Annotated in this window: 25 protein-coding genes; 23 read left to right on the top strand and 2 right to left on the bottom strand. The window is 38.3% G+C overall.

Annotated elements, in window-relative coordinates; all coding sequences use genetic code 11:
* Positions 1 to 7 precede the first annotated feature (7 nt).
* The 12 genes from ACSU6B_RS23190 (at position 8) to ACSU6B_RS23135 (ending at position 14,551) form a co-directional block, all read left to right on the top strand.
* Complete coding sequence (locus tag ACSU6B_RS23190) at positions 8 to 1,501, top strand: hypothetical protein (RefSeq protein ID WP_410888621.1); 1,494 nt, start codon at positions 8 to 10, stop codon at positions 1,499 to 1,501.
* Positions 1,494 to 2,300, top strand: a complete 807-nt coding sequence (locus ACSU6B_RS23185) for a hypothetical protein (protein WP_410888620.1) — start codon at positions 1,494 to 1,496, stop codon at positions 2,298 to 2,300. The genes ACSU6B_RS23190 and ACSU6B_RS23185 overlap by 8 nt, the downstream gene beginning before the upstream one ends.
* 59 nt (positions 2,301 to 2,359) lie before the next feature.
* Entirely contained in the window at positions 2,360 to 2,893 is a 534-nt protein-coding gene (locus ACSU6B_RS23180; protein ID WP_410888619.1) for a hypothetical protein, read from the top strand.
* Complete coding sequence (locus ACSU6B_RS23175) at positions 2,782 to 3,213, top strand: hypothetical protein (protein WP_410888618.1); 432 nt, start codon at positions 2,782 to 2,784, stop codon at positions 3,211 to 3,213. The genes ACSU6B_RS23180 and ACSU6B_RS23175 overlap by 112 nt, the downstream gene beginning before the upstream one ends.
* A 20-nt stretch (positions 3,214 to 3,233) precedes the next feature.
* On the top strand, positions 3,234 to 5,759 hold the full coding sequence (locus ACSU6B_RS23170; protein WP_410888617.1) for a phage tail protein: 2,526 nt from the start codon (positions 3,234 to 3,236) through the stop codon (positions 5,757 to 5,759).
* A gap of 4 nt (positions 5,760 to 5,763) precedes the next feature.
* Positions 5,764 to 7,824 carry a hypothetical protein gene (locus ACSU6B_RS23165; RefSeq protein WP_410888616.1) on the top strand — a complete coding sequence of 687 codons (2,061 nt, stop codon included), beginning with the start codon at positions 5,764 to 5,766 and terminating at the stop codon, positions 7,822 to 7,824.
* A 7-nt stretch (positions 7,825 to 7,831) separates the two neighbouring features.
* Positions 7,832 to 11,887, top strand: coding sequence for a GH25 family lysozyme (locus ACSU6B_RS23160; RefSeq protein ID WP_410888615.1), 4,056 nt, complete (start codon positions 7,832 to 7,834; stop codon positions 11,885 to 11,887).
* 14 nt (positions 11,888 to 11,901) lie between these two features.
* Positions 11,902 to 12,201 carry a hypothetical protein gene (locus ACSU6B_RS23155; RefSeq protein WP_410888614.1) on the top strand — a complete coding sequence of 100 codons (300 nt, stop codon included), beginning with the start codon at positions 11,902 to 11,904 and terminating at the stop codon, positions 12,199 to 12,201.
* A 13-nt stretch (positions 12,202 to 12,214) separates the two neighbouring features.
* On the top strand, positions 12,215 to 12,568 hold the full coding sequence (locus tag ACSU6B_RS23150) for a holin (RefSeq protein ID WP_410888613.1): 354 nt from the start codon (positions 12,215 to 12,217) through the stop codon (positions 12,566 to 12,568).
* A gap of 77 nt (positions 12,569 to 12,645) precedes the next feature.
* Positions 12,646 to 13,305, top strand: a complete 660-nt coding sequence (locus tag ACSU6B_RS23145; RefSeq protein WP_410888612.1) for an HNH endonuclease signature motif containing protein — start codon at positions 12,646 to 12,648, stop codon at positions 13,303 to 13,305.
* 46 nt (positions 13,306 to 13,351) lie between these two features.
* Positions 13,352 to 14,224, top strand: coding sequence for an N-acetylmuramoyl-L-alanine amidase (locus tag ACSU6B_RS23140; RefSeq protein WP_410888611.1), 873 nt, complete (start codon positions 13,352 to 13,354; stop codon positions 14,222 to 14,224).
* 12 nt (positions 14,225 to 14,236) lie between these two features.
* A complete protein-coding gene (locus ACSU6B_RS23135) occupies positions 14,237 to 14,551 on the top strand; it encodes a phage holin (RefSeq protein ID WP_410888610.1) in 315 nt (104 codons plus the stop codon).
* A gap of 887 nt (positions 14,552 to 15,438) precedes the next feature.
* On the opposite strand, the gene ACSU6B_RS23130 is transcribed toward ACSU6B_RS23135, so the two are convergent.
* Complete coding sequence (locus tag ACSU6B_RS23130; protein WP_410888609.1) at positions 15,439 to 15,666, bottom strand: hypothetical protein; 228 nt, start codon at positions 15,664 to 15,666, stop codon at positions 15,439 to 15,441.
* Between the two features lie 518 nt (positions 15,667 to 16,184).
* On the opposite strand from ACSU6B_RS23130, the gene ACSU6B_RS23125 reads away from it, so the two are divergent.
* Positions 16,185 to 16,781, top strand: a complete 597-nt coding sequence (locus ACSU6B_RS23125; RefSeq protein WP_410888608.1) for a tyrosine-type recombinase/integrase — start codon at positions 16,185 to 16,187, stop codon at positions 16,779 to 16,781.
* Between the two features lie 67 nt (positions 16,782 to 16,848).
* Here ACSU6B_RS23125 and ACSU6B_RS23120 read toward each other — a convergent pair whose 3' ends face one another.
* On the bottom strand, positions 16,849 to 17,169 hold the full coding sequence (locus ACSU6B_RS23120; RefSeq protein ID WP_410888607.1) for a hypothetical protein: 321 nt from the start codon (positions 17,167 to 17,169) through the stop codon (positions 16,849 to 16,851).
* 353 nt (positions 17,170 to 17,522) lie between these two features.
* On the opposite strand from ACSU6B_RS23120, the gene ACSU6B_RS23115 reads away from it, so the two are divergent.
* The 10 genes from ACSU6B_RS23115 to ACSU6B_RS23070 all read left to right on the top strand — a co-directional run bounded on the left by ACSU6B_RS23115 (position 17,523) and on the right by ACSU6B_RS23070 (position 25,299).
* Positions 17,523 to 17,777 carry a hypothetical protein gene (locus ACSU6B_RS23115; RefSeq protein ID WP_410888606.1) on the top strand — a complete coding sequence of 85 codons (255 nt, stop codon included), beginning with the start codon at positions 17,523 to 17,525 and terminating at the stop codon, positions 17,775 to 17,777.
* Positions 17,778 to 17,948: 171 nt separating this feature from the next.
* On the top strand, positions 17,949 to 19,838 hold the full coding sequence (locus ACSU6B_RS23110; RefSeq protein WP_410888605.1) for a DNA methyltransferase: 1,890 nt from the start codon (positions 17,949 to 17,951) through the stop codon (positions 19,836 to 19,838).
* A complete protein-coding gene (locus ACSU6B_RS23105; protein ID WP_410888604.1) occupies positions 19,831 to 22,464 on the top strand; it encodes a DEAD/DEAH box helicase family protein in 2,634 nt (877 codons plus the stop codon). The genes ACSU6B_RS23110 and ACSU6B_RS23105 overlap by 8 nt, the downstream gene beginning before the upstream one ends.
* Before the next feature lie 171 nt (positions 22,465 to 22,635).
* Positions 22,636 to 22,800 (top strand): hypothetical protein, encoded by a 165-nt coding sequence (locus ACSU6B_RS23100; protein WP_410888603.1) that lies wholly within the window; start codon positions 22,636 to 22,638, stop codon positions 22,798 to 22,800.
* The gene (locus tag ACSU6B_RS23095; RefSeq protein ID WP_410888602.1) at positions 22,781 to 23,038 is read left to right on the top strand and encodes a hypothetical protein; all 258 of its coding nucleotides are present in this window, start codon (positions 22,781 to 22,783) and stop codon (positions 23,036 to 23,038) included. Before ACSU6B_RS23100 ends, ACSU6B_RS23095 begins: the two co-directional genes overlap by 20 nt.
* A 20-nt stretch (positions 23,039 to 23,058) precedes the next feature.
* Positions 23,059 to 23,229: a hypothetical protein gene (locus tag ACSU6B_RS23090; RefSeq protein WP_410888601.1), complete on the top strand. Its 171-nt coding sequence runs from the start codon at positions 23,059 to 23,061 to the stop codon at positions 23,227 to 23,229.
* A 120-nt stretch (positions 23,230 to 23,349) separates the two neighbouring features.
* Positions 23,350 to 23,619, top strand: a complete 270-nt coding sequence (locus ACSU6B_RS23085) for a hypothetical protein (protein ID WP_410888600.1) — start codon at positions 23,350 to 23,352, stop codon at positions 23,617 to 23,619.
* A gap of 316 nt (positions 23,620 to 23,935) precedes the next feature.
* The gene (locus tag ACSU6B_RS23080) at positions 23,936 to 24,226 is read left to right on the top strand and encodes a hypothetical protein (RefSeq protein WP_410888599.1); all 291 of its coding nucleotides are present in this window, start codon (positions 23,936 to 23,938) and stop codon (positions 24,224 to 24,226) included.
* The gene (locus tag ACSU6B_RS23075) at positions 24,223 to 24,390 is read left to right on the top strand and encodes a hypothetical protein (protein WP_410888598.1); all 168 of its coding nucleotides are present in this window, start codon (positions 24,223 to 24,225) and stop codon (positions 24,388 to 24,390) included. The genes ACSU6B_RS23080 and ACSU6B_RS23075 overlap by 4 nt, the downstream gene beginning before the upstream one ends.
* Before the next feature lie 69 nt (positions 24,391 to 24,459).
* Complete coding sequence (locus ACSU6B_RS23070; protein WP_410888597.1) at positions 24,460 to 25,299, top strand: hypothetical protein; 840 nt, start codon at positions 24,460 to 24,462, stop codon at positions 25,297 to 25,299.
* The last annotated feature ends 184 nt before the right edge of the window (positions 25,300 to 25,483 follow it).

Below are 25,483 nucleotides of genomic sequence, written 5' to 3'. Positions count from 1 at the left end.
GATCAAAATGGCAGACAATAATCAAAATCAAGGTCAATTCCAAGGTCAAAATAACGGTGGAAATGCTCAAAGTTCTGGAAATAACAATGGTGGAAATAATGGCGGTCAAACGTTAAACAGCCAATCTTCTGCTGATAATCAGGGAATTCAGGGAGCAAGCACTTTAAATAATAGCATTGGTGGAAATGGTGGCGGAAATGGATCTGGAGCTAGTACGCAATCTAATGGAGCTGGTACTCAGTCTAATGGCGGAAATCAAGGATCTGGAGCAAGTGCTCAATCTGGCGGATCTGATGGAAATGCTTCTGGTGGAGGAAATACTGGCAATATTTCAGGAGGCGGTGCCAATGATGGAGCAAGTGCAATAAGCACGCAAACTTCTAATGATGGCGCAACAGCTTCGGGCGGTTCTCCTACTGGCAATACCAATTCTAATGATAATGGGCAAGCAGGATCAGCTCAGGTTCAGGTTGGACAGGCTACAAATCCAAATAATCAGGTTCAAGGTCAGCAAGTGCAAGGTCAAAATCAGTCTCAAAGCGGTGACGTTGATCCGGTGTCTGAGGTTAATGCTCATAGTGCTCCGAAATTTTCTCAGCAAGCTCCGGGTTCGCAGGAGGGTGTTCAGATTCAACCAAACAGCCAGCCTCAAATTCAGCAGCAAGGGCAAGATCAAAATTCCCAAATTAAAGCTGTTGGTGGCGGTTGGTATGAGTTGCCTGATGGTTCAAAAGTTCAAGGTCAGCAACAAGCTCAGCAGGCATTAAGCCGATTACAGGCGCAAGGTGGAGCGCAAGGTCAGCCTCAGGGCCAAGGTCAAACGCAGGGGCAAGCGCAAGGTCAAACGCAGGGCGGTGATCTAAATACTCAATTAAATCAATTAGAGGAACAGCACCGTATGCAAATGGAGCAATTAAAGCAGCTTGAACAGGCTATTCAAAATTTACGTCAGTCTCAGCAACAAGGTCAACAGCAGGGCGGTCAGCAAGCTCAGGGAATGACGACTAATCAAGAGCCTCAGCATATTGGAAATGATATGTACCGACTGCCTAATGGTGTAACAGTACAAGGCAAAGAGAATGCAGATAAAACATGGGATCTCTACAAGCAAAATCAAGAGGTTACTGTTCAAGGTCAACAGCAAGGCGGTCAAAACGGCACTATGTCACAAGCTGATCTGGAAGAACAAAGCGCACAGAATGTTCAGGCTGGACAGGATCAAGGGCGAGTTCTTCAAGATGGTGAATGGGTGAGCCAAAGCCAACAGCAAGGAGCTCAGGCTCAGGTGATGGAAGGTCAGGCTATTGTGGCTCGCGGTCCCTCTGATGTTAATAATGGGGCTCAGGTTTTACGTTTTACTAAGTATGATGGATCTGGATCTGTTGATATTCAATCTGGCCAGATTTTATATGTAGGTCAAGATCTGACAGTGGAAGAAGCTCAGCAGCTATTAAACTATAATGTTTGGACATTTGAAAGGGTGGATGTGAATAATGGCTGATATTTACTCCGTTAATTCCAATAATATTGTGGGAGGACCGGGGCGCCTAGTAGTTAAAACATGGGATGGAACGTATCCAGAAACGATTTCTGATGTAATGGGTACAAGTGATCCGTATGCTTTGGCTTCTGGGTGGCGTGATCTTGGGGCAACCACGGAAGGTATCACGATTTCCCGTGGGTTTGAAACGGAAGATTTTACCGTTGACCAAGTGAGCGGTCCTGTTGAAACGTCAATTACTGGCTGGACGCATTCTCTAGCAACAAACTTGGCTGAAAATACGCCAGAAAATCGTCAATTAGCTTTAGCAGGGGGCATGATCATTGAGACTGCCCCTGTTTTAGGTACTGCCACGACTACGACTGGCATTACGGCTCTTGGCGGTACGATCATAAATGTAACGGCTGCGGATGGCTTTACGGCTGGAGGATATATTCAAGTAAATGGGGAGACTTATCGAATTGCTTCCATTAGTGGAAGTGCCATTACTTTAGATAGGCCTGTTACTGCAGAAATCGCGGCTTCAACTTCTGTTTCTCCTGTTACGACACTAGGAACTAGAAGGATCGGTTATGGAACTGTGGATGATATTGCATTTAATACGTATGCATTGATTAGCCAAAAGAAGGATGGTTCTTTATATATGGCCGTATTCCGAAAGTGTAAGATTACTGGGGATGAAAAGGAGCAAGTATTTGGAGCTGAAAAGCGGGTGCTTCCTTTAGCATTAGCGGCGTTTCCTGATGGATCGCAAACTAAAACTGAAAATGTCTATTATGAAATCGAGCAAATGGTGTAAGAAAAAACGGGGAGAATGGAGCAATCTATTCTCCTTTTATTTTTATATTGGAGGATATTATGGAGCAAAAACTTAAAGCGTTAGATTTAGAAGAAGCAATTGGATCCGTTACGTTATCGAATGGGCAAGAATTGGAGATTCCGAAGCTTTCAATGTTGAAGATTTTAAAAATCGTGAAGTTTTTAGGGATTGATGGCTCGAAATTGTATGCTCAACTGCAAGAAATTATTGCGGATGAAAGTCTTGAAGATATAGAGAAGTTTGCGGTTGTCCTGGAAACATTGGATGAAAAGCAATTGATCAGGATTTTCAGTATTATGCTCGATCTGAAAGATGAAGATGTTTTGAAATTGGATCTAAATGAAATGCTGGAAGTCTTAATTGAGCTGGTGGATAAATTGGATTTAAAAAAAACATATTCTTCAATCCGAACGTTGCTCAAAAAGATGTTCAACAAGGAGCTTCCGGAGAGTTTGGGCGATTGGTGGAAGCAAGCTCAGGAAAACAGGGTGAAAAGAGCTCAGAAATTGCAACAAATGAGGCAGCAAGCGGTTCTAGTAGCAGCGCAAGCGGGGGATGGGAAAACCTCTTAGATCAATTTATTAAGCAAATTGAAATGGTATCGGCTCATTTTAATTATACGGAAGAATATGTGCTCTCTCATACGCCATCATGGGTTTCTCGTAAGTTGAAACAGGCTCAAAGTGAGATGTTTGAGGATCATAATGCCAAAGTATTAGAAGGGTTTCAGAGTGCTTTGCTTCTTTTGGACGCTGTTTTTAATAAGGGGAAAGAGTTTAATAAGATTTTGCCTCCTTCTATTGAGGCGGCTATGGAGCATTCACGGAAAAAAGCTGAAATTGAGAGCCGATTTGTTACTGGCCAATGGTGGAAAGGATCAGGAGTTCACTAAATAGGTAAGGGGGTGAAACAATGGCTACTGTGGGTAATGCCAATATAGATATTACAGCGGATAGTGGACAGGCTGAGGGTGCCATATCTGGTTTTATGGGATCGCTCAGAAGAATTGGATCCATTGCCACGGGTGTTATGGGTGGTTTGGCTCTCTTTGATACGTTGAAAAGTACATTTAGTGGACTTTATGACTCTACGATTGGCGCAAATGCAAGCATGGAGCAGTATCAAAATACGTTGAGTATTGTTTTAAATTCGTCAGAAAAAGCGGCGGATATGATGAATTGGGTAAAAGATTTTGCTGCTAGTACTCCATTTGAAATTCCGGGGCTGGTCGAAGCGACAACGGCTATGAGTGCATATGGGCTTAATGCTCAGCAATGGCTACCGTTAGTCGGTGATATGGCTTCGGTAATGGGCAAAGATATTATGCAAGCAACAGAAGCAATTGCGGACGCCCAAACTGGGGAACTCGAACGGCTTAAGGAATTTGGAGTGACAAAGGACCAAATTATCGCATATGGGCAAGAAATGAGAATGGCTGCCTTTGTTAATAATAAAGGACAAATTACGGATCAGGCAGCATTTAATCAGGCTTTAATGGGTCTGATGAAAGAACGCTTTGAGGGTGGTATGGCTATTCAATCCACTTCTTTCAAAGGGTTGATTTCTAATGCTCAGGATAGTATGGGCCAATTATTAACCACTATGTCTCAGCCTCTATTTGAGGGATTAAAGGAAGGACTTTCCTCTGTTGTTCCTATTATGGGTGCTTTTACAGCGGCTTTTCAGGGTGATTGGCTAAAGGCAAGGGAGCAATTAGTTGGTGCTTTTGGTGAAGATACGGCTATGAAAATTGAGGTTGCTTTTACTAGGATTTTCGCGGCTTTTCATTCATTAAAGGAATTTGTTCTTAGCTTACAGCCAACATGGGAGAATTTAAAACGGATCTTTATTGGTTTACTGCCTGTTTTCCAAATGGTCGGTGGAGCTATTGCTGTTTTATGGGGAGTGATCTCCGAATATTTGCCTCCTATTCTTGAATTTATCACTGATATAGCGGCAAAAATCGTAGAGTGGGAAGGATTTGTTCCTTTAATTGCGGGAATTGCAGCTGGATTTGTAGCATTCAAGGCCACGGCTGCCATTGTTAATGGTGTCAAAATTGCCATGACAGCATTTCAGACTGTTTTGTGGGCGGTGCGAAATGCTACATTCCTATTAAGATATGGAATGATGTTACTTAATTCAGCATTTTTAGCCAATCCGATCGCGTGGGTAGTGGCTTTGATTGTTGGTCTGATCGCGGTGTTTGTCACGTTATATAAGCGAAATGAAGCGTTCCGTGAGCTAGTCGATAAGGTTTGGGCTGCAATTAAAAATGCCTTTGCCTCAGTGATTGAGTGGGCAACCACAACCCTTCCGGCATGGTGGGAATCTTTGAAACAAGGATTCTCTGATTTTGTGGAGGCAACAGTTGGATTCTTCCAGAGTTTAGGTGAGCGAATTATGGCATTTTTACAGCCTTTTATTACGTTTTTTGTCCAAAGCTGGGAGAATTTGAAATTGCTAGTCCTGGGAATCATTCAGGTTTTTATTTCTCTAGTGACAGGAAATTTTGAGGGTCTGAAATTAGGACTTCTTGCAATTTGGACAGCGATTAAAAATCAGGCGCTGGCTTACTGGCAGTTACTGAAGGATACCGTGATCCAATTAGTCGTGAATTTGTGGAATGGTGCCGTTAATCTCTTCCAAAGTGGAAAGGATAAGGTCATTAATTTTGTTAAAAATGCAAAAGATGGCGTGGTTAATGGCTTCCGTGAGGCCAAAGATAATGCCATTCAGCGCGTGAAAGATATGTGGAATGGAATTGTTACTTGGGTTGGTAAGATACCGGGCAAATTCCAAGAGATGAAAGATAATATCATTCAAAAAGTGAAATCTATTGATCTAGTTGAGATTGGTAAGGATATAGTCCGAGGCCTAATTAATGGTATTGGCAGCATGATTGAATCAGTAAAGAAAAAGGCACGTGAAATTGCGGGTGGCGTGGAAGAAGCCATTAGAAAACGATTGGATTCCCGTTCACCATCTCGAGTTATGGTTGATGTTGGTTATGATACAGGAACAGGTTTTATTATTGGTATGAATGACACGATTTCACAAGCTACAGCTAAAGCAAAGGAGCTTGGTGGAGCCGTGGCTGACGCAGTTGGAAAAGCAAGTGAGGCTATTCCTGGGGGATTATTTCAATTTGGTGGAGATAATCCATTAGCAAAATATTTTAATGCCATTATTGAAGATGGAGATTGGATGAATGATTGGGTTACTCATTTGCCTCAGAATATGAGAGGGCAAGTGATGGAGCTAGGGAAACAGTTTGCACAGTTTGAAGGATTACAAGCGATAACAAGCGGTAGTCAGCAGGGATTTGTTACGGAGCAGCATGTTCATTATTGGCAGATAAATGCGGATGAAATAACCGATGTGGCTTCACTTATTGATGTGGTGAATGGCATAGTCCAAACGGTTAGGAGTAGGTGATTAAATGGCTTCTAAAAACTTTCTGGCCACATGGATGGGCCAATATCGAGCGGATAATGCTACTTATGTTGGAGGGTCTAACCCAATTCGCACGGGTGGATCTCCGTGGTATCACTCTTATATAGGGATTGATAAAACAGGAATTTTAAATGCGATCAATACTTCCAAAACGGCTGCAAGGGTTTATTTGAATTTTTATTCTACCAATGGAGCCGAGTTTGATGTTGGTTTTCATAAAGAGGGAAGCAATAAAGCTTCAAATGGTATGCCGTTTTATCGGTATGCAAATATTCATCCTATTTTGGGAACAGGTTGGCAGCGGATTGATTTAACGGACGCCGTACTGCAAACAGAAGGAACAACCGGATTTAAAAATATTATGAATGCTGGTTATACGGGTCCTGTCCTTTATGGCGGTCGTGGAGCGGACCAGGGGGAAGCTTACGGTGTTACGAATAACCAATTTCATCTTTATATAGAAGTCACAGGAACATGGAATACACCACCGGGCAAGCCAACGATTACAGCGCCAACGGCTGGAACAAGGGTGGATAAAACGTTTGAATTGAAAGCCACGGCGGCAACGGACGCGGAGCAAACTGCGTCTCAATTGGATTACAATTGGCAAATTTATGATGGAACGACATGGCATGATTTAGGCTGGACTGTTCGTGGAGCAGGACCGAATCGAGTAGTTGATTTTAGTTCTTATCCTGAAACAGATCGGGCCCAAGTTTCCGTAAGAGCTGGGGATGGACAAGGAGCAGCAGGAGCATGGGCTTATTCTTCTAATTTTACGATTGCTCATAATAAGCCTCCGGGGGCACCGACTGATTTAAGCCCTGTTGGGGGATCTTTGCATGATCGTACAAAGTCTATTACGTTTTCATGGGTTCATAATGACGCGGATGGGCAAACGGCTTATGAATTTAGGTGGAGGCAGCAAGGGCTTACGCTATGGAATGAAAGTGGAAAAATCGTCACGACTTCTAAAAATAGGGTAGTGGCTGCAAATACATTTCCGTTAGGAACGATTGAATGGCAAGTAAGGACATATGATCAGGGGAATCTAGTTGGGGATTGGTCAGCAACGGCTTTATTTAGTGCCACTGAGCCTTCTGACGCGCCAACGATTACAAGCCCGTCAATGTCAGCTGTCATTCCGACTTCTCGAGTAAATATGTCTTGGACAGCGCCGGCGCAGGATGAATATCATGTGCAGTTGGTTGATATTAATAACATGATTTTATGGGAAGATGATCAGGTTTCATCCAATCAAACGATTGATATTCCTTATGATCTTGTAAATAATTCAACTTATCGGCTTCGGGTTCAAGTGGCTACGACAGGGGAATTGTTTTCTAGTTGGGCAGAGAGTACTTTTACGACTTCTTTCACAACTCCGGCGGTTCCGATTGTTGAATTGTTTGAGTGGCAAGATGAAGGAGCGGTGGATGTTAGGATCACCAATCCTATTTCTGGTGAAGTTGGGGAGCCAACGGTTACGTATAACGATATTTATCGGAGAGTGTATGCAGCAGAAGATAGTTTTATAAGGATTGCAACCAATGTAAGCAATAATGGGGTTTTCCGAGATTATACGCCAGCTGCAGGGGTGAGTTATGAATATGTGATAAGAGCATGGGGAGATAATGGCACATTCCAAGATTCTGAAACTAGCAATGTGTCTATTACGATTGATAATACCATGATTAGTATTGCCTCCAATCCTACTCGTTTTGTGAGGTTGCAATATAATCCGAGCCGATCAGAAAAAAGATCCAATACAAGAAGCATGTTGCAATTTAACGGCAGAAAAAATCCTGTTGCTGAGTTTGGAATCCATCAAACGGTTAATTTAGATCTGGATTTTGATGTGAAGAATCAAACGGAATTAGAGGTTTTAATGGATATTATAGATTCACAGGAAACTCTATTATACAGAGATTCTAGGGGGCGCAAGGAGTTTGTCACAGTGGACACGTTATCCATTACAGACAAATTCCCTAAGGGGTACAGCGTAAGTTTCAGCCCAGAAAAAGTCGAATTTATAGAGGAAGTGTGATCTAAAAATGGTAATGAAAGCAAGAGCAAGTACAGATTTGCAGGGGGCTGATATATCGTCATGGCAGACGATAACCAATCCTCAGCAATTTTTTACTGACTTTAAATTTGTTTATATCAGGGCTTATGGTTCTGATGGTTTAGCAGATTCAAAGTTTATCGAGTATGTAAATCTGGCCAAGCAGTATGGGGTTCCGTCTGGAGGGTATTACTTTGCAAGGCCTACTCCTAATGCTGATCTTAAAACGGACGCAGAGGCTCAGGCTCAAAAGTTTATAGATAAGCTGCAGGAAGCTTATGGCACAGGCCAATTTGGGGATCTGATTCCTATGTTGGATGTGGAGGAATATAGGGGAACTTTAGCACAAAATCCTCCTACATTAGAGGTATTAAGGGATAATGCTTTCTATTTAACTTCTTTAATGGAAACGTCGACTTATCGGGAAGATTTTCCTCATATGCACGGGGTCACAAGCGGGAATTTTGATGGCGCCGGGGTTAGTCATGGCGCGATCCAGTGGAATTTTAAGAGTAATAGTTTACAGCCTATATTGAAAGATTTGATTAATAATCATAATGATTTAGTAAGAGGGATTTTTGGTATTGATTATGATGAATTTTATGATGTGGTTTTTAATAGGACCACAGCGAATCAAATTGCCTGGGGCGCGGAAATTACGAATCCGAATAATAAACATGAGTTACTTCCTCCGTGGAATGATTATTTTTATAGATTAGGAACAAGTCCTGAGGGGATTCAGCGGCAAAAAGACGCAACGATTGATTATCATAATCAGGCAAAAAAATTATTTGATCAGTTTAAGCTATGGACTAGGAGAGGCTATGCTTTATGTTTTGATATTGCCGTGCAAAGCTGGGCACCAAATGCAACAGCCACGACGAATATTAATAATGATATAGCAGCACTTAATGAGGCAAGTATGTCAGCTGAGGAATATGAGCACCAAAAATTAGTGATTATTGCTAATCGAACAGCTGATACAATTGATATTTCTTGGAGAGAGTCATACCGTGAGAGGAAATTAGCCATGGCTAATGGATCTGGAACGGTTTATGGCTCTCTTTTAGTTGATACGGTTCCTTATGATATGATTCTGGAGCCTGCTTTTACGGCTAGAAATGAAGAAGTGATGGGCTTTCCGTATGCTTGGGGCATGACAGGAACGCAGCTGAAAGATTGGATTCTTTATTTTAGGAATTACTTCAGAAGCAAGTCAAAATATAGGGCTCTTGGGATTTATACGAATCGCTGGTTTCTGACAGACGCCGATAAAATGGCCATGACGACTGAGGATCTGGCGGCTCTTTATAATAGCAGCGTGGCGATTCCGTTATGGTTAGCGGATTGGAATCAAACTGAGGGCTATACGCCAGCTAATTTAGGGAATTGGACAGAATATGCTCTTTGGCAATATGGGGTTATTGACGACGCTTCAACTCACGGGGTACAGCATGGGTCCAATCAATTGGATCATGATTCTACTCAGTCATTGGCTCTCATTATGCCTCCTAAACCGGCAAGCGATATTCAAGTAACGCAAAAGGATAATAGCACGATCACGGTTTCTTTTACGCCTCCTGATGATTCTGATTATATTGGATCAGATGTTTTAGTGGATGGTGTTTGGAAAAAGTGGGCGGCAAAAGGTACGAATGCGGTTGATATTGCGGTAACTACTCCGATTGGCGGGGTGCTCAATGTTCAAGTAAATACGCAAGATAAATATCAGGATTCTACTTGGGGTCCAAACGTATCTTATACGATGAAAGATACGACGGTTCCAATCGTTGAGGCTGATCAAGTCATTAATTTTGTTGGTCGAGCGGCTGGGGATGAAAGCCGAAAAATCATGGTGAATGGCTTGGCAGGAACGGAAATTGCGCCTACTTCATTTGGTGCTGAGTGGTGGAATTATCCTGGCATTGTTGCGGATGATGGCTCTTTAATGACATATACCATTTCCCCCAATAATGGGGCCAATAATGGTGATCATATTCAATATTTGTTTCAATTTGAGGTTACGGCTGATCCAACTCCGGCGGAAGAATTAGTTTTTCGCGTGAAAGGAGTTCAAGGACAGCCTTTTTCTTTGAAGTTTTGGGATCATGTAGCGGGTGCCTGGGATGAATTAACCAAAGTTACGTTTAATGGCGGGGTCTCTCAGTATGTTGAAATAAGGTCCACAAACTTAGCAAGGCATAAGGGTGCTAATAATCGAGTTTATATCAGTATGTTCTCAACAAATGCCGTGGTTGATCCGGCTATTGCAGTATCGAAAAGAAATTATCCGATTAATTGGTTGAGTGCATGGAGGCAAACGACAAGCGAAATTATTTCTACATTAACGCCTTTATATGCTGGGGGAGCTTCTGGCTTGGCGAGTTTTATCGGGATTGATCGTGCTGAAATTATTGATTCTTTGAATAAGTCACGAAGCACTCCGAAAGTTTATATCAATTTTAATGGCACGGTGGCGGGGTTTGGTCGTTTAGGTTTTCATAATGAAGCAGCACAAAAAACAACGGCTGGAATCCCTACGCTTACGGGTTCTGATTTAACGATTAATTCTGTGGTGGGTTGGAATCGCTGGGACGTAACAAATGCCGTGGTAGGAACAAATTCAGGGTTTAAAAATGTTTTGATCACGGGCGGTTTTCAAGGTCTTGTTATTTATGCTAATGCCAATGAAGGAACAACGATTACAGCTTACGGGGCAACAGGTGACGCGAACGAGATTTATTTAGAGATTGAAGGGGATTGGCAAGCAACAAGCGGGGTAACGTTAGGCGCAGATTATGCGGAATTGCTTATTTATAGGGGCGAGCCTGTTCCTGAGGCACCTCCAAAGCCTGAGCCGGTTGCTCAGCCTCCAGATCATTTAACTTATGATTATACGGAAGAAGATATTCAAAATATGCTTCATGCGAAAACGGGAAGCCGTTTTCTTATGTTCCGTTATGATTTGTTAGATGTGAATGAAAATAAGATCCGTGAGCTTCGTAATGTGGTGAGTGGCAGCGTTCAAATGAGTGCTCTCAGTACGATTAAGCGTACAGCTCGATTCAGGATAAAAGAAGATCCGAATGAGCCAATTAATTTTCTGAATAATCGGATTCAACCATGGGCCATGTTCAAACTGCCTGATAAATTTGTGCAGAATGCGGATGGTACGCGGGTGCTCCTTGAAGGTAAATGGATTGAATATCCTCTAGGAGTTTATTTGCTATCTTCTCCTAAGAAATCAGAAGTAGGAAATGATGTTTTTCGGGATATTGAAGCCTATGATGGCATTGTGATCTTGGAAGAAGATAAGTTTATTAATCGCTATACGGTGAGAGCGGGCACGAAATATACGCAGGCGATTATTGAGATTTTGCAAGGGGCTGGAATTACGAAATATAACATAGGGGCTTCTGATAGAGTACTGCCTAATGATGTGGAGTATGAGCCAGGAACGGAGAAAACAAAGCCAATTAGCGATTTTCTCACAGCTATTAATTTTACGGCTCTTTATGTTGATGAATATGGCTATTTTACGGCTCAGCCTTATGTTTCTCCTTCTGATCGTAATCCAAATTATCGTTATATAGAGGATCAATTTAGCGTGGTTCAAAATGGGGTTGAGGAAGAACTGGATCTTTACAGTGTGCCGAATAGTTGGGCGGCGATTTATACGAGCGTGGATTCTACTTCTGAAAATCAAATTGCGTTAATTTCCAATTATACCAATACGAATCCTGATTCTCCTACTTCAACAGTAAATAGGGGCAGGACGATTGTTGATTATAGAAAAGTAAATGAAATTGCGGATCAGGCAGCATTGGATCAATATGTGCAGCGGATTGCTTTTGAAGCTTCACAGATCTTTGGAAAAGTGACATTTGAAACGGCTATTATGCCTTTTCATGGGTTCCAAGATGTAATTTATTTAGAAAATAAAACGTTAGGGATCGCTGGAAAGTATGCGGAAACAGCTTGGAGCTTTGATTTGCAAGCGGGGGCTAGTATGAAGCATGAGGTAAGAGCGGTTATTAATATCTAGGGGGGATTTATTCAATGCTACGGCTTAAAAGTACCAGTGATTTGGTGAATGCCTTAACACTGTTAATTGATAAATCTCAAAACAAGAATAAAAAGCAAGATGATTATGTGCTTAATAGCATGGATACCACTTTTAAATTAGGTCAGATTGATTCTACTTATATAAGTGGGAGGCCGAGGATCGTATTTGAAGGGGAAAGTCAGGCAAGTTTAAAGGCTTATCCTTATTTATCTTCCTATACGCCAAAGGCCGGGGATGTGGTGCTATTGGCTAGAGTAGGAAATTCTTATATTGTCCTGGGGAAAAGGGTTTAAGGAGGGCTGAGGAATGGATGTGATCCAATGGATTTTAGGACAGGCCCAAAACATGGTTTTAGGTGTAGATGGTCAGCCTTATGCCGTTGAAATTACGGAGCCGATTGGCTTCACCGTTTATATGGGGATGGCTTTTGTGCTTTATGCGATCCGTGAAACGGAAATTGTACCGATTCGATTTTTGCCTTTGGTAAGTATTGTGATTGGTTTGCTTTATAGCTGCTTAGTGGAGTTTCAAAAGTTTGATGAGGAAAGTGTGGTGGCGGGAATCCGTTTAGCACTTCTGGGAATTGGCTCTGTTGCTACGATTAAATATTTTTTAGATGGTGATCGTACGCGAACAGAAACAAAAAGATTAAAAGAATAAAAATGGAATTTTTAGGCGGCAGTTTATCTATTATGAGCTCGGTATAATGAAAAAAAGTAGATTAAGAGAGGATCGTTATGCCGAGAAGAAAGGTAGAAAAAATAAAATTTAATTGTATCCAATGTGGTAAAGAAATATGGGTTCATCCTTCACGGGCTAAAAGAGGAAATGTTAAGTTTTGCTCTAACTCTTGCACGACAACTTATCGCAATTTGAAAAATAATCCATCAAAAAATCAAGAGATTAAATTGAAAATTGGTAAGGCAAGTAAAGAACGGCAAGTAAATATGGATCGCGGTTTGCATGGTCGATATGGGTCAGATGGAAAGCATGGTTATGGAAAAGATAATCCAACTTATAAAAATGGAATTGCTTTATATAGAAGGATTATCGAGGAACGTGGTTTTTGTTGTGAAAAATGCGGAAATGCGTTTGATCCTAAAATGCTGGAAGTTCATCATAGGGATAAAAATCGAAAAAATAATGAACCTGATAACTTAGAAGTTTTGTGTAAAACTTGTCATCATGGAGATAGGCATAATGTGGTGGATCGGTTAAATAATGATTATGAATTAACCCAAAAACGAAAGGCTTTTTTCCTTGAACAGTATAAGGAAATCAGAAACGCTAAAAAGATTATGGAAATGATGGGGCTTCATAGAGATCGTTATAACCGGTGGAGAAAAACAGATCCTGAGTTTGATAGAGCATATAAGGAATTACAAAGAAATCGCTAAAATTAGCGGTTTTTTTTATTACCAAAAATGAAAGGAGATTTTTTTTATGCCGAAAGTTGCGTTATCTTATGGCCATGGTGCTAATACGTATGAGGATTCTCGGTCAAAATTTGTTGTTAATGGTGGAAAAGTATATGAGGAACATACGCATAATGCGTCAGTAGGATCAGAGGTGAAAACTATTCTGCAAGCTCACGGGGTAACGGTTTTAGAAGTTCAGCCTCCATTTGGGAAGGATGTTCCATTAAAAACAAGGACCGATAGAGCAAATGCCTGGGGAGCGGATCTGTATTATTCGATTCATGCGAATGCAGCGGCTTCGTCGGTGAGAGGTTATACGGCTTTTTATTGGAATGGTTCAGCAAAAGGGAAGCAAATTGCGGAGCTTTATGCCAAGCATATAAAAGAATTAGGGTGGCCTTTATATCATAATGGGGTTTATCCTTCTGTGAAAGGAACATGGAACGATTTTCATGAGCTTCGCGAAACGAATATGATTGCTTTGCTTACGGAAAATGGTTTTATGACGAATGCAGAAGATTTTAAAAGGATCTTTTTAAATGAAAATGACGCGTGGGATAAGGAAGCCAGGGCGCACGCAAAAACGATTTTAGAGTATTTCGGGATGAAATATGATCCGGTAAAAGGCGGGGAAATCGTGAAACCAAGCCAACCGATAGCAGCACCAAAGCCTCCATCTGGAACGATTTTAAGGGTTCAGGCCGGTGCTTTTAAAACTGAGAGTGGAGCAAAATCGAGAATAGCAGCGTTAAAAAAAGCGGGATTTGATTCTTTTTATGTTCATGAGGGATATTTTTACAAAGTTCAAGCGGGTGCCTTTACTTCAGAATCAGGTGCAAAAGCGAGAGTGGCAGATTTAAAGGCTGCTGGATTTGACGCATATTATACTTCTCATTAAGGAGCTGATAAGATGAAAAAAATTAACTGGAAAGTGCGATTCCGAAATAAAACGTGGCTGGCTGGATTCATTTCTCAAACGCTGCTGATTATCCAAGCGATCATATTTGGTCTTGAAGGCCTTCATGTGATTGATATTGATATGGAACAAGCGGAACAGTGGCAGGTTTTTGTTATGGGGATTGTTGATCTGTTTTTGGCTTATATGGCTTATCTGGGAATTGTTACGGATCCAACAACGGAGGGCGTTACTGATTCAGCTAGAGCTTTGAAAAGGTCCGAGCCATTGCCAGAAGCGAAGAAAAATGAATATTGGACAAATCAATAATAATATTATTATTAATGATATTGTTATAAAAATAGCCCTGGCATATGCTGGGGTTATTTTTTTTGCATGAAAAAAGGCTCTAAAGTTGAGCCTCTTCCAGAAAACTGATCTATATTAAAAAGGAGGAAAATGAGGTGGTATGGCGGCACCTCGAATCATGACTTGTTTTTTATATTCCCTTTTTAATAGAAATTAAGAGGGTTTTGATTAAGCTTTCAGTTTTCTTTCAGTTTTTTGAAGCAAGTTTTCATTTAAAATGGGAACTAAAGATAGTAAGCAGTTCCTCTCTTTGATTTTTGACGTCAAATCAAATAGGAAGTGATCTAATATCTCCGGAAAAGCTGGGCAGAAATGCTCGGCTTTTCTTGGGAAAATCGCTGTGTTTCGTTTTGTTTGATCGCAGTGTTTCGTTTTGTCGAAATTTTTGGTGTCATATGTCATAAGTTTTATGGTTTACATTACACTGTGGAGTGCTATACTAATATTGGGTATAGATTTTTTCACGAAGCCGAGTGGTGTCGACTTCGCGATTGTATTTAACAAACGTTACGATTTTCGTATGGATCGGAACTCCGTACAAATCCAGTACCAAATTGTTCAAGAAACAAATGGGTAGTCAACTCTTGACCGAGAGCTACCAGTACAGGAAAGCATTGTTTGCTTCCAAAGAAAAAAGTCCTCCTGACTAGAGGGCTTTTTTTTGTTGCATATACATATTATGAAAGGATCGTTCGCCTCATATACTCCCATCTTTCTGAGTGGTGTATTCGATTGCAGGGGCATACTGTTTTTCAAGCCTTTTGTGGGTGACTAGTCCACGCAAAACGTACTCAACAGCTTTACGGCTCGTATATTTTGGGTAATAAATCCTTATAATATGTTTAAGGTTATTGCTTGTTCATAAACGAAGCAATGATTGGTGCAATTAAATCTGGCTGGAGAGATTTAAGGTCAACTCCAAGCTTTGGTGCAAACACGATAAATGCTAAAAAGGTGATTAGCATTATCCAAGGCATAACGGCTGTCAAAATGGCAGCTTTGCCTTCTTGCATGGTTTTGTAAACAGTGGCTTCCTTTACGGAAGTTTTTTTCTTTTGGGTTTTTGATTTTTTCACTTAGCCCATCCTCCTTTCATGGAAAGATGAAGATGGGCACCTGCTGTCTCTATTCTATCAGCTTATGTTCTCTCCTAGTAGTCTTTTAAATGGAAATATTTTCGACAGGCTGAGAACTTCGGAAGCTCCCCTCTTTTAAATTATCAGAAAACTCCTGTCAGACGAAATTAGATTTGTTCTCATATAGAGTTATCCATCTAAGTCTCTTAAAATGCGATTCTCCGACATATGTAATTTTCAAAGGGCAGTGGTGTGCCTTCATATCTAGTATGGCCATGATTTGAAGAAGATATACATATTATATTGAGTTTTTTTAAAACGTAAACCAAAATCAGAAAAAAGTTAGAAAATATGAATCTTACATTCCTAACAATTGTCAGATTCGGAATGTTGATATATCAAGGTTTTAATAGAAATAAAAAGTTCTCAAATAGTTGTATCTGACCAAAATACGGTATAATAGAAGAAAGGTCAGATTGGGGGATTTGGCTGAAATTTGATGAAAAAAGGTGTGGAAAATGAGTACAGTACAACCGATTCGAGAGATAACTAAGATCAACGCCATGAAAAAGATTTTATTGGGGCAGAGTTTAAGAGATTATACTTTATTTACGTTAGGGATTAATTCTGGGCTGAGGATTTCTGATCTGTTGAATTTAACGTTTGGGGATGTGCTGGACGCTGATGGAAACTTAATTCACGAATTGAGAATTTTAGAGCAAAAAACGAGGAATAAAAAGAATAGAAAATATAAGGATTTTCCATTAGGAAGAAAAACACAAAAAGCACTGAATGATTATATAAAGTCAGTGGGTGATTTTGAATATACGGATCCATTGTTTTTTAGTAGGAAGAAACAGAACGGGCAGCGGGTTCCGATTACGAGGCAGCATGCTCATTATATTTTGACGCAAGCAGCTCAGGATGTTGGAGTGAAGGAAAGTGTAGGATCGCATTCTATGAGGAAAACTTTCGGCTATCATGCTTATAAGAATGGAACTGATCTTAGTTTGCTCCAGGATATTTTAAATCATGAATCTCCACAAGTAACATTGAGGTATATAGGTATAACAAAGGATGAAAAAGATAAAGTTTATATTTCGTTGGATTTATAGGCGATTTGGCCAAGGGCCTAAAGATCATAAAAAGCTGCCAAAGTAAAATGGCAGCCTTTTTGATTTTTTAGCGATAGAGACCATTCGGATGAAAATGCCACCACCAATTATCTACCTTTTTAAATTCTTCCTCTACCGTAACAAATGATTTCACTTCTGTGCCGAAAAGATGTTTGTAATATGCTTTGAATTGTTCGCAACCTCTCGTAAACTCAATGGCTCCCTCTTTACTTACTCCGTCTTTCATTCCGACAACAATAAAAGGAACATCATCTTGATGGTAATTAACATCTTCATAATGTAGAAGTATGTTTCCTCCAAAATAAATATCATATAGTTCAGGTAATTCTTCTTTCATAGCTACTTCCATCATAACAAGTCGGCTCATATTTTCACTCCTTTTTCTTTCTATTATGAATCTATAACGATTAAAAGAAATAGAGTAATTGTGGATAAAATTCGAAATCTTTTTTAATATTGTGATATTAATTATATTGTTTTAAATCCATTGCTTTAGGTAGGTAAAATGTCGAATGCCTTGAAACGTAATATTAATAAAAATAATAATGTTATTATTAATAAATAGGAAATAACAATGAAATTAGGGGGCAGTTTGTCCTCTTTTTTTTGGTTTTTTCTGTGTTATTTCGGTAAAAACTGGTCACTTACAATCCAATAAAATCACGATATTATATAAAAATAAACATTAATATTAATATTTATTTTTAGGGGGAAATATAAATGAATTTTAAAAAATGGATTGAAACGTTTGTTGAGGAAAAAGGTTTTCAAAATGAGGCTTTCACTTTTGAATTGCAAGAACAATTTCATATGGTTGAAATGGATTTCCTGGTGGAGTTCTTAAAGGAACTTGATTCTGTTAATCAAAAGAAGATCAAAGATATGTTGGTGAAAATTGATTTTATGAATGGTAATTGCCTCGATTTCTTGAAGCATTGTGCGAAAGGATACGTACATGCCACATATTGTGATTAATGATAATATAAATAAAAATATTAATATTAAAAATAATAAATAAAATGGTATATATGATCAAGTGAGGATTTACTATTTTTGGTAAATCCTTTTTATGTTTACTCTTATTTTTAAAAATGGTGTAATATTTAAGCATACATAACATGAAGTGAAAGCTTAGAGGAGATTCATATGAAAACAACCATTGAAGAACGTTTAACATCTTTATTGAAATCATTGCCTACCTATTGGGAAAATGAGCAATTAAATAAAATAAAAGTCATTGAAGCAATCAGAAATTACGATGAACAATTGATGAAGTTACTTTTATCTGATGATTTAATCAGAACAACTTACTCAACTGAAATAGGAGGGACGGTAATCTTTAAACAACAGGAATTCGTTGATTTTTTCCGTTACAAAGATTACTGGGATAGCAGTTATACAAGATATAGTAACGAAATCGGTCTTACAACTGAAGGAAGGTATCTGAAATACAATTCAGATGTTGTATTGGACTTTCCTTTTAAAGACACTATTTTTGAAGGTGGAATGTCAAAAGAGGACATTGCTAAGAACGAAGTTTATTATCATACCGTAATAGCTAAACAAGAAATTGACATCATGTTGTCTGAAAAAGTTTTATCTAGGAGTAAAAGGATTGATAAACATGGTGAACAGGAAATTAAGGAATTTGACAATAAAGATAATCTGATTTTAAAAGGAAATAATCTTGTTGCTTTACATACCTTAAAAAAACGGTATGTAGGACAAGTGCGGTTAATCTACATTGACCCTCCTTATAATACGGGTGGAGACAGTTTCAAATACAATGATCGTTTTAACCACTCAACCTGGTTAACTTTTATGAAAAACAGGTTAGAAATAATGAAAGAGTTGTTATCAGATGATGGAAGCATTTGGATAAATATCGACGATAAAGAAGGGCATTATTTAAAAGTTTTATGTGATGAAATTTTCGGAAGAAACAATTTCATTTCAACTATCGTTTGGCGTTCAAGTGATAATAGTAATAACGACGCAAAAAGATTCTCACAAGACCATAATTATATTTTAGTTTATTCAAAAAAAGAAGGTTGGCTTCCAAATAAAGTTGAACGAAGTGAAGAACAGGCTAAGCATTATACCAACCCTGATAACGATCCAAGGGGACCGTGGTTTGATGGAAATCCAATATCTTCACCAAATCCTAGACCTAATCTACGTTATAACATTATTGCACCAAATGGAAATATAATTACCCCTCCTGCTTTTGGATGGAGGTGGTCGGAAGAAACTCTAAAAGAAAAAATGGCTACTGGGGAAATTAGGTTTAATGAAACATTCACCAATATAAAAAGAAGAACTTATTTAAAAGAACAAAAAGGAATTCCAGCTTCAACTCTTTGGGCTAATTTGGAGGAAACAGGTCATAACAGACAGGCTAAATATGAACAAAAACATTTATTTTCTGATAGAAGTAAAGAAGAGTGGTTTTCAACACCTAAGCCTGAACGATTAATTAAAAAAATATTAGAAATAGGTAGTAATAGCGGTGACTTGGTTCTAGATGGATTTGTTGGAAGTGCTACGACTGCTGCAGTAGCACACAAAATGAATCGACAATATATAGGAATTGAACAGATGGATTACATAGAGACAATCACCATTGAAAGAATGAAAAAAGTCATTGAGGGAGAACAAGGTGGAATATCCAAGGATGTTGATTGGCAAGGTGGGGGAAGTTTTGTTTATGCTGAACTTCTTGAATCCAATCAATTATTTATTAATAAGATAATGAATATTTCAACTGACGAATCTCTGGTTAAATTTGTATGCGAAATAAAAGATAAAGCCTTCTTTAATTTTAAAGTTGAGTTAGATAAGCTTATCAATAACATATTAACGAACGATGAATTGTCATTGGAGGATAAGAAGAAACTTGTTTTAGAATCGTTAGATAACAATCAAAACTATGTAGCCTATTCAGAAATAGATGATGTTCTTTTTGCTATTTCGGAACAAACTAAAGAGTTTAATCATTCGTTTTATAAAAAAGAAGTAGGTAATGGTAATGAATAAAGAAACTCTTCATCATCAAATTGAAAATATTTTAAGTAAATTTATCGGGAACAACAACGAATTAGTTGAACGTCCAACTGTTCCTATGTACATCCACAAGAACTTAAAGCACGAACTAAGACCGTACCAACAAGCTGCACTAGAACACTTACTTTTTATTGAGGGAAAACCTGCATCTAACCACTTATTATTTTTAATGGCGACAGGTTCAGGAAAAACTAACGTTTTGGCTGCTGCCATTTTGTATCTTTATAAAAAGAAAGGCTTTCAAAACTTTTTATTCTTTGTTAATAGCGACGCCATCATTCGAAAGACGGAAGAAAACCTTTTGAATTCAACATCCACTAAGTATTTATTTAACCCAGAAGGTATAGAAATTGAGGGTGAAAAAATCTCTATTCAAGTTGTTGACGTTTTTCCGATAGTGAAAAGTAAACAAACGATATATTTAAAGCTGACTACTATTCAAAAGCTTCATATGGAATTGACGCAACCTCGTGAGAATGGCTTAACTTATCAATCGTTAACCGAAGAAAAGCTTGTATTGCTAAGTGATGAAGCTCACCATATCAATGTCCAAACGAAGAAAAAGAGCAATAAAAAAGAAACAAAAGTAGAAATTGAAGAAAAGAACTGGGAAATGACCGTCTCTAATATTATGAGAGCGAATCCAGAAAATCGTATGTTAGAGTTTACAGCTACACTTGATTTGAGCAATGACAATATATTTGATAAATACAAAGATAAGGTTCTCTTTCAATATGATCTACCACATTTTATGAATGATAGGTATTCAAAGAATGTTCTCATTGCTAAACATACTGAAGATGACCAAAGCAAAATGATGAAAGCCACTCTTCTAAGTCAATACCGTAAATATGTTGCGAAGGAAATAGGAATTGAACTTAAACCTGTCATCATGTTTAAGTCCAACACCATTGCTTTATCTCAATCTGCTAAAGATGTATTTATGCAAATGATTCAAGAGTTGTCCGAAACATCACTGAAAAAGATGGTACAACGAGAAGTAAGTATTCATAAAGGAACATCCACTGTGTGGGAACAAGTCTTTAATTATTATGAGAGCGTAGATCTATCAAAAGTTATACTTGACTTACAATATGATTTTACGCAAGATACGATTTTGTCGGTCAATTCCCAAGAAATCTTCTCGGAACAGGACGCTGGACTTTTGAATTCGTTGGAAGATATGAATAATCCAATTCGGGCAATTTTTGCAGTCGCAAAATTAAATGAGGGTTGGGACGTTCTAAATTTATTCGACATTGTACGGTTAAGTGAAAATGCTTCTACTACCAAAAAAGCAACGGATTCAGAAGCTCAACTGATTGGACGTGGTGCAAGATATTACCCATTTGAATTTGAGGGGGAAAAGTCCTTTCAGCGTCGATTTGATTTATCGGGGCGAAAACTTTCTGTGTTGGAAGGCCTTCATTATCATACGGTAAATGAAAGTGCTTATATTAAAAACTTGATAAAATCATTAGACGCTGCTGGTATCCAAACGAAGGACGAGAAGTATAATCGATACGAAGCAAAAGTGAAAGGTAAATTTAAAGAAACGCCTTTATTTAAACACGGAAAAATCTATATAAATCGTTGGATTCAAACAACGCCTGATGACTATAATTCTTTTGATAAGTATTCTATCGATAATCAAGTAGCCTATGATTTTGAACGAACAGAAGAGCAACAATACGGGAAAAAAGAACAAGGGGAAAAGGCTTTGTCAGAGTTATATACCGAGACTCAGCTGCCTATCGATAAGAGAATAATTCAAAAAGCTATCCAGAGGAATCCATTTTTTCGCTTTGCTACCTTAAGGAAATACCTACCATCGATAACTAGTATTCAAGATTTTATCGAAAATCCTTCTTTTATGGGAGGATGTAACATCCTTGTACGACTTCCACGTGGAATGGATATTGATGATTTGTCCAAGAAGGAGCAATTAACATTTGTAGAGAAGTTTCTACAATACGTTGAAGAAAAAATGAAACTCAATTATGCCAAAGAAAAAGGGACACCGGAATTTATCGGACAATCTTTTTCAAGTTATATTGAAGATTACGTGATTGAAACGAATATCGTGACTTCCAACAGGCTCAGCCTTAATACTCAAGTAATATCATCAAAAAGTATGCGTGGGCAGGATTGGTACATCTATGACCAAGCAATTGTAAATGATCTTGAATGGGCATTAATTGAGGAAATTAATCAATTTTTAGAAATGCTACAAGAGAAATATAAGAATATCTATTTAGTAAGAAATGAACGTAAAGTAAAGTTTCGTGAAATTGGTCGTGTTCGAGGTTTTATGCCTGACTTCCTTCTTTTTATGGAAGACGAAGATTTCACGTATCAGCTCTTTATTGAACCAAAAGGACAACATTTAAAACTTCAGGATAAATGGAAAGAGGATTTCATGTTGTCGTTAACAGAATGTGATGATATTGAAGTTTTACATGATGGAAAAAAAGCACGTTTGATTGGCTTTAAATTTTATTCAGACACAAAAGAAGATAAACAGGCATTTCGTGAAGACTTTATAGAAAAATTAAATATCAAAGAACCTACTCAGGAAGAATTTAAGTTGAGTTACTAAATAAAGGTGTGCCAAAAATGGTACACCTCTTTTTTGTTCTCAAAAATCATTGTTAATTAAAAATAGTTCTCGTATTGTGTATTTTTCGCTGACTTTCTATCAATACCACGGTAAGATAATAATAGAAAGTTAACAAAAACATTAATATTAATATTAGGGGAGAGATAATAGATGGAACACTTATTAATTATTGTAAATGGCGGTAAAGAACACATTCTTATTAAATCTGATTTAAGTGAAAAATTGGATGGAATTAAATTCAATGATCCTATGAGTTTTATTAATCACTTAAATGCAAAATACGGAATCGGAAATTATGAACTTAAAAATGTATAAGGGGGAAAAGAAACTGGAATTTATTTATCAAGTAGTAACGACAACCGGTGCAAGCTATTTTGATAGTTTGGATGATTATATGATCAATGAATGGAATAACAATCCAAGGCAGCGTGAAGAATTACAGGATCAGCCTAAGCTAGATGGCCTGATTGGTCCAATGTTCAACGGTAATAAGGATGGAAAGGTATGTATCCGTTATGAAACTTATGAAGCTTATAGAATGTATTCAGCTTAATAGAATAGGAGTTGCTTATAATGAAATTAATAAATGTTTCTAAAGGTAAAATTCATATTTCAAAGGATGGTAAGGATCAGAGCATGTGTGGACAGGCTCCATGGTCCTTACCGGTAACGTTTTTTAGTGGAGAATTTGAGGAAGTAACGTGCAAACGTTGTAAGGAAGCAAAAGAAAAGGAAGCCAAATAAGGCTTCTTTTTTTGTGGTAAAATGTTTTCAAAATGAGAATTATTATAGCTTACAGTTCTCGATTTGTGCGTTAAAATTGTTAATGTGATTGATAATATTAATATTAATGGAGGCTATTATATGAAGTGTGCTAGATGTAATGGTAAAGGCGGATACAGACAATTAACAGGTTTCAGCGAGGATGATGTGGCTTGGGATCTTTGCCCTGAATGTGATGGTAAAGGAACCGTGGAGCTGGAAAAGAAGGAGCGAAAATGTGTCATGTGTGGGAAGGTTCATGCTTCTGTATTTGATGATGAACCGTTTTGTTCTTGGAAATGTGAAAAGGAATATGAGGATCATGTAAAGGACTTTCATTTTCCTGGCTATGGGGAGTTTTTAAAAAGATGATGTGCTCAGCTAATTTAATTTCAAGAGGCAACAAGATTCTGATCGGAAAAAGCGCTTGTGAAGTGATTCATATAATGCAAGATTTGGGCAAGATCACGTTTCAGATAGTAACTCCAACCGGCAGAGTAAAAACGAAAACAGTAAAGCCAAATCAAATGTTAAAATGTGTGTGAGAGGGATCTATGGATCCTTCTCTTTTTTTATGGAAATTTCCCAATTAGAGAACAAAATGGAGTACAATGTTAATTAAGATTAATAGAATTAATGGAATTAATAGAGCGATTAATGTAATTAATGAAGTTATGGGGGAATTTTAATGCAAGTGGTACAAGAGGCGAAACTGCCGAATAGTCTGCTGATGTTTTGTGAGTGCTGTGAAACGCAGTGGGATCGCTGGGATATAGATGTGGTGGAGCCAGATGAAACAGTTTTTGGAGTGAACAAGCTGCTAAAGGATTTTGATGAAGAAGAAGCGGAATTTAATTTTGCTTGCCCGGTGTGTGTAACTAGATATAATTTAAAGCCTGTTCAAACAGAACAAGCAAATAAATTCAGATATAGAAATGGCAGATTGAAAGAAATTTACCTGGGAGCCATCATTCAATGATTGAAATGAGATTGCGCGGAACGTTGAAGGATATGGAGGCCATGATTGAAACACTAAAATTTAATTATACGGTCCTATCTGTTTCTAAGCCGTATAAGGATGGCGGAGATTCGGAGCTTTATAGGATTTATATAAAAATAGAGGCGATTGAAGTATTAGGTTAACTCGATTAATGCGGTTAATCGTTGTTATATCAAGGTTTTGATAGTTAACATTAATAGGAGGTTAATAGAATGCCCACGGTTGGATTTAATGTCACGGATGAATATAAAGATCATGTGAAGCAGCTGATTGCAAATATGGGGTTAGAAGCTGAACCGGGAACTTGGTTCAAAAAAGCGGTTTCTTTGATGGAGCTTCAAAACATTCAGGAAGGTTCCGAGTTTGCGGAGGATCTGAAAGAGTTTGAAGGTCATGCATTACGATTATATGAAATTATGGATAATATCGTCAAACGCGGTTTATATAAAAGGGATGAAGCGGTTAGGAAAATTCAGCAGGATTTAGATCAAAAAGAAGCTGAGTTATTAACGGCACAGGTAAAATTGAATGGAGCGGAAGAAGCGGTTAAAACAGCTAGATCAGAAAAGGCAGCCATTGAAAAAATCAATGAGGATCTATTAAGGGAATTAAATGATGTTCGGAAAACGAATGAATCTCATGAGGAATCGATTAAGCTTTATAAAGGAAAAGTGGATGAATTATCTGGAATCATTACCGAATATAAAGGCTTTAAAGAAGAAAATCAGCGTTTAAAAAAGGAGCATGAGGCTCAGCTTCAAGAAGTCCGTGCGGAATTGATCAGTTTGAATGAGGCGAACGCTGAACTGCAGCAGGATTTAAACGATCTGAATTATCAGCTTAAGGAGAAAGATGTTGAGCGGGATCGTGCTTTATTGCAGCTGGAGCGCCAATATCAATCCAAACTGGCTTCTGCACATGAAGAATATAATGAGACGTTAAAAGGGTTATATGAGCAAATTAATAGTTTAAAGGATCAGAACAGGGAGCAGCAGCGTGATTTTGACGCAATGCTGAAAGAAGCTTTGGAAGAACGAAAGGAAGAAATTTAATAGGATGATAGCAAAAAAACCTTTCGAGCTTATCGAAGGGTTTTTTGTTGCTGTTCAGTATGTAGAGGATTAAGGCCGTGATCAGTAAAGGCTTGGAGCAAATGATCAATTTCATGGCTTTCAGGTAAATCTGAAAGATTATGTTTTTCTTTGATCTGAGCAATTTTCTCTTTTATGCGGTGCT

It is taken from the genome of Neobacillus sp. C211, assembly GCF_051842875.1.
Lineage (GTDB): Bacteria > Bacillota > Bacilli > Bacillales > Cytobacillaceae > Neobacillus.
Note: the sequence above shows the minus strand (reverse complement) of the source record. Positions and strands in the feature narration are given on the sequence as shown.

Bases quoted from the DNA above. Each gene is read 5' to 3' on its own strand.
- ACSU6B_RS23190 (WP_410888621.1), top strand. From the start codon at position 8: ATGGCAGACAATAATCAAAATCAAGGTCAATTCCAAGGTCAAAATAAC.
- ACSU6B_RS23185 (WP_410888620.1), top strand. From the start codon at position 1,494: ATGGCTGATATTTACTCCGTTAATTCCAATAATATTGTGGGAGGACCG.
- ACSU6B_RS23180 (WP_410888619.1), top strand. From the start codon at position 2,360: ATGGAGCAAAAACTTAAAGCGTTAGATTTAGAAGAAGCAATTGGATCC.
- ACSU6B_RS23170 (WP_410888617.1), top strand. From the start codon at position 3,234: ATGGCTACTGTGGGTAATGCCAATATAGATATTACAGCGGATAGTGGA.
- ACSU6B_RS23165 (WP_410888616.1), top strand. From the start codon at position 5,764: ATGGCTTCTAAAAACTTTCTGGCCACATGGATGGGCCAATATCGAGCG.
- ACSU6B_RS23160 (WP_410888615.1), top strand. From the start codon at position 7,832: ATGGTAATGAAAGCAAGAGCAAGTACAGATTTGCAGGGGGCTGATATA.
- ACSU6B_RS23155 (WP_410888614.1), top strand. From the start codon at position 11,902: ATGCTACGGCTTAAAAGTACCAGTGATTTGGTGAATGCCTTAACACTG.
- ACSU6B_RS23150 (WP_410888613.1), top strand. From the start codon at position 12,215: ATGGATGTGATCCAATGGATTTTAGGACAGGCCCAAAACATGGTTTTA.
- ACSU6B_RS23145 (WP_410888612.1), top strand. From the start codon at position 12,646: ATGCCGAGAAGAAAGGTAGAAAAAATAAAATTTAATTGTATCCAATGT.
- ACSU6B_RS23140 (WP_410888611.1), top strand. From the start codon at position 13,352: ATGCCGAAAGTTGCGTTATCTTATGGCCATGGTGCTAATACGTATGAG.
- ACSU6B_RS23135 (WP_410888610.1), top strand. From the start codon at position 14,237: ATGAAAAAAATTAACTGGAAAGTGCGATTCCGAAATAAAACGTGGCTG.
- ACSU6B_RS23125 (WP_410888608.1), top strand. From the start codon at position 16,185: ATGAGTACAGTACAACCGATTCGAGAGATAACTAAGATCAACGCCATG.
- ACSU6B_RS23120 (WP_410888607.1), bottom strand. From the start codon at position 17,169: ATGAGCCGACTTGTTATGATGGAAGTAGCTATGAAAGAAGAATTACCT.
- ACSU6B_RS23115 (WP_410888606.1), top strand. From the start codon at position 17,523: ATGAATTTTAAAAAATGGATTGAAACGTTTGTTGAGGAAAAAGGTTTT.
- ACSU6B_RS23110 (WP_410888605.1), top strand. From the start codon at position 17,949: ATGAAAACAACCATTGAAGAACGTTTAACATCTTTATTGAAATCATTG.
- ACSU6B_RS23105 (WP_410888604.1), top strand. From the start codon at position 19,831: ATGAATAAAGAAACTCTTCATCATCAAATTGAAAATATTTTAAGTAAA.
- ACSU6B_RS23100 (WP_410888603.1), top strand. From the start codon at position 22,636: ATGGAACACTTATTAATTATTGTAAATGGCGGTAAAGAACACATTCTT.
- ACSU6B_RS23095 (WP_410888602.1), top strand. From the start codon at position 22,781: ATGAACTTAAAAATGTATAAGGGGGAAAAGAAACTGGAATTTATTTAT.
- ACSU6B_RS23090 (WP_410888601.1), top strand. From the start codon at position 23,059: ATGAAATTAATAAATGTTTCTAAAGGTAAAATTCATATTTCAAAGGAT.
- ACSU6B_RS23085 (WP_410888600.1), top strand. From the start codon at position 23,350: ATGAAGTGTGCTAGATGTAATGGTAAAGGCGGATACAGACAATTAACA.
- ACSU6B_RS23080 (WP_410888599.1), top strand. From the start codon at position 23,936: ATGCAAGTGGTACAAGAGGCGAAACTGCCGAATAGTCTGCTGATGTTT.
- ACSU6B_RS23075 (WP_410888598.1), top strand. From the start codon at position 24,223: ATGATTGAAATGAGATTGCGCGGAACGTTGAAGGATATGGAGGCCATG.
- ACSU6B_RS23070 (WP_410888597.1), top strand. From the start codon at position 24,460: ATGCCCACGGTTGGATTTAATGTCACGGATGAATATAAAGATCATGTG.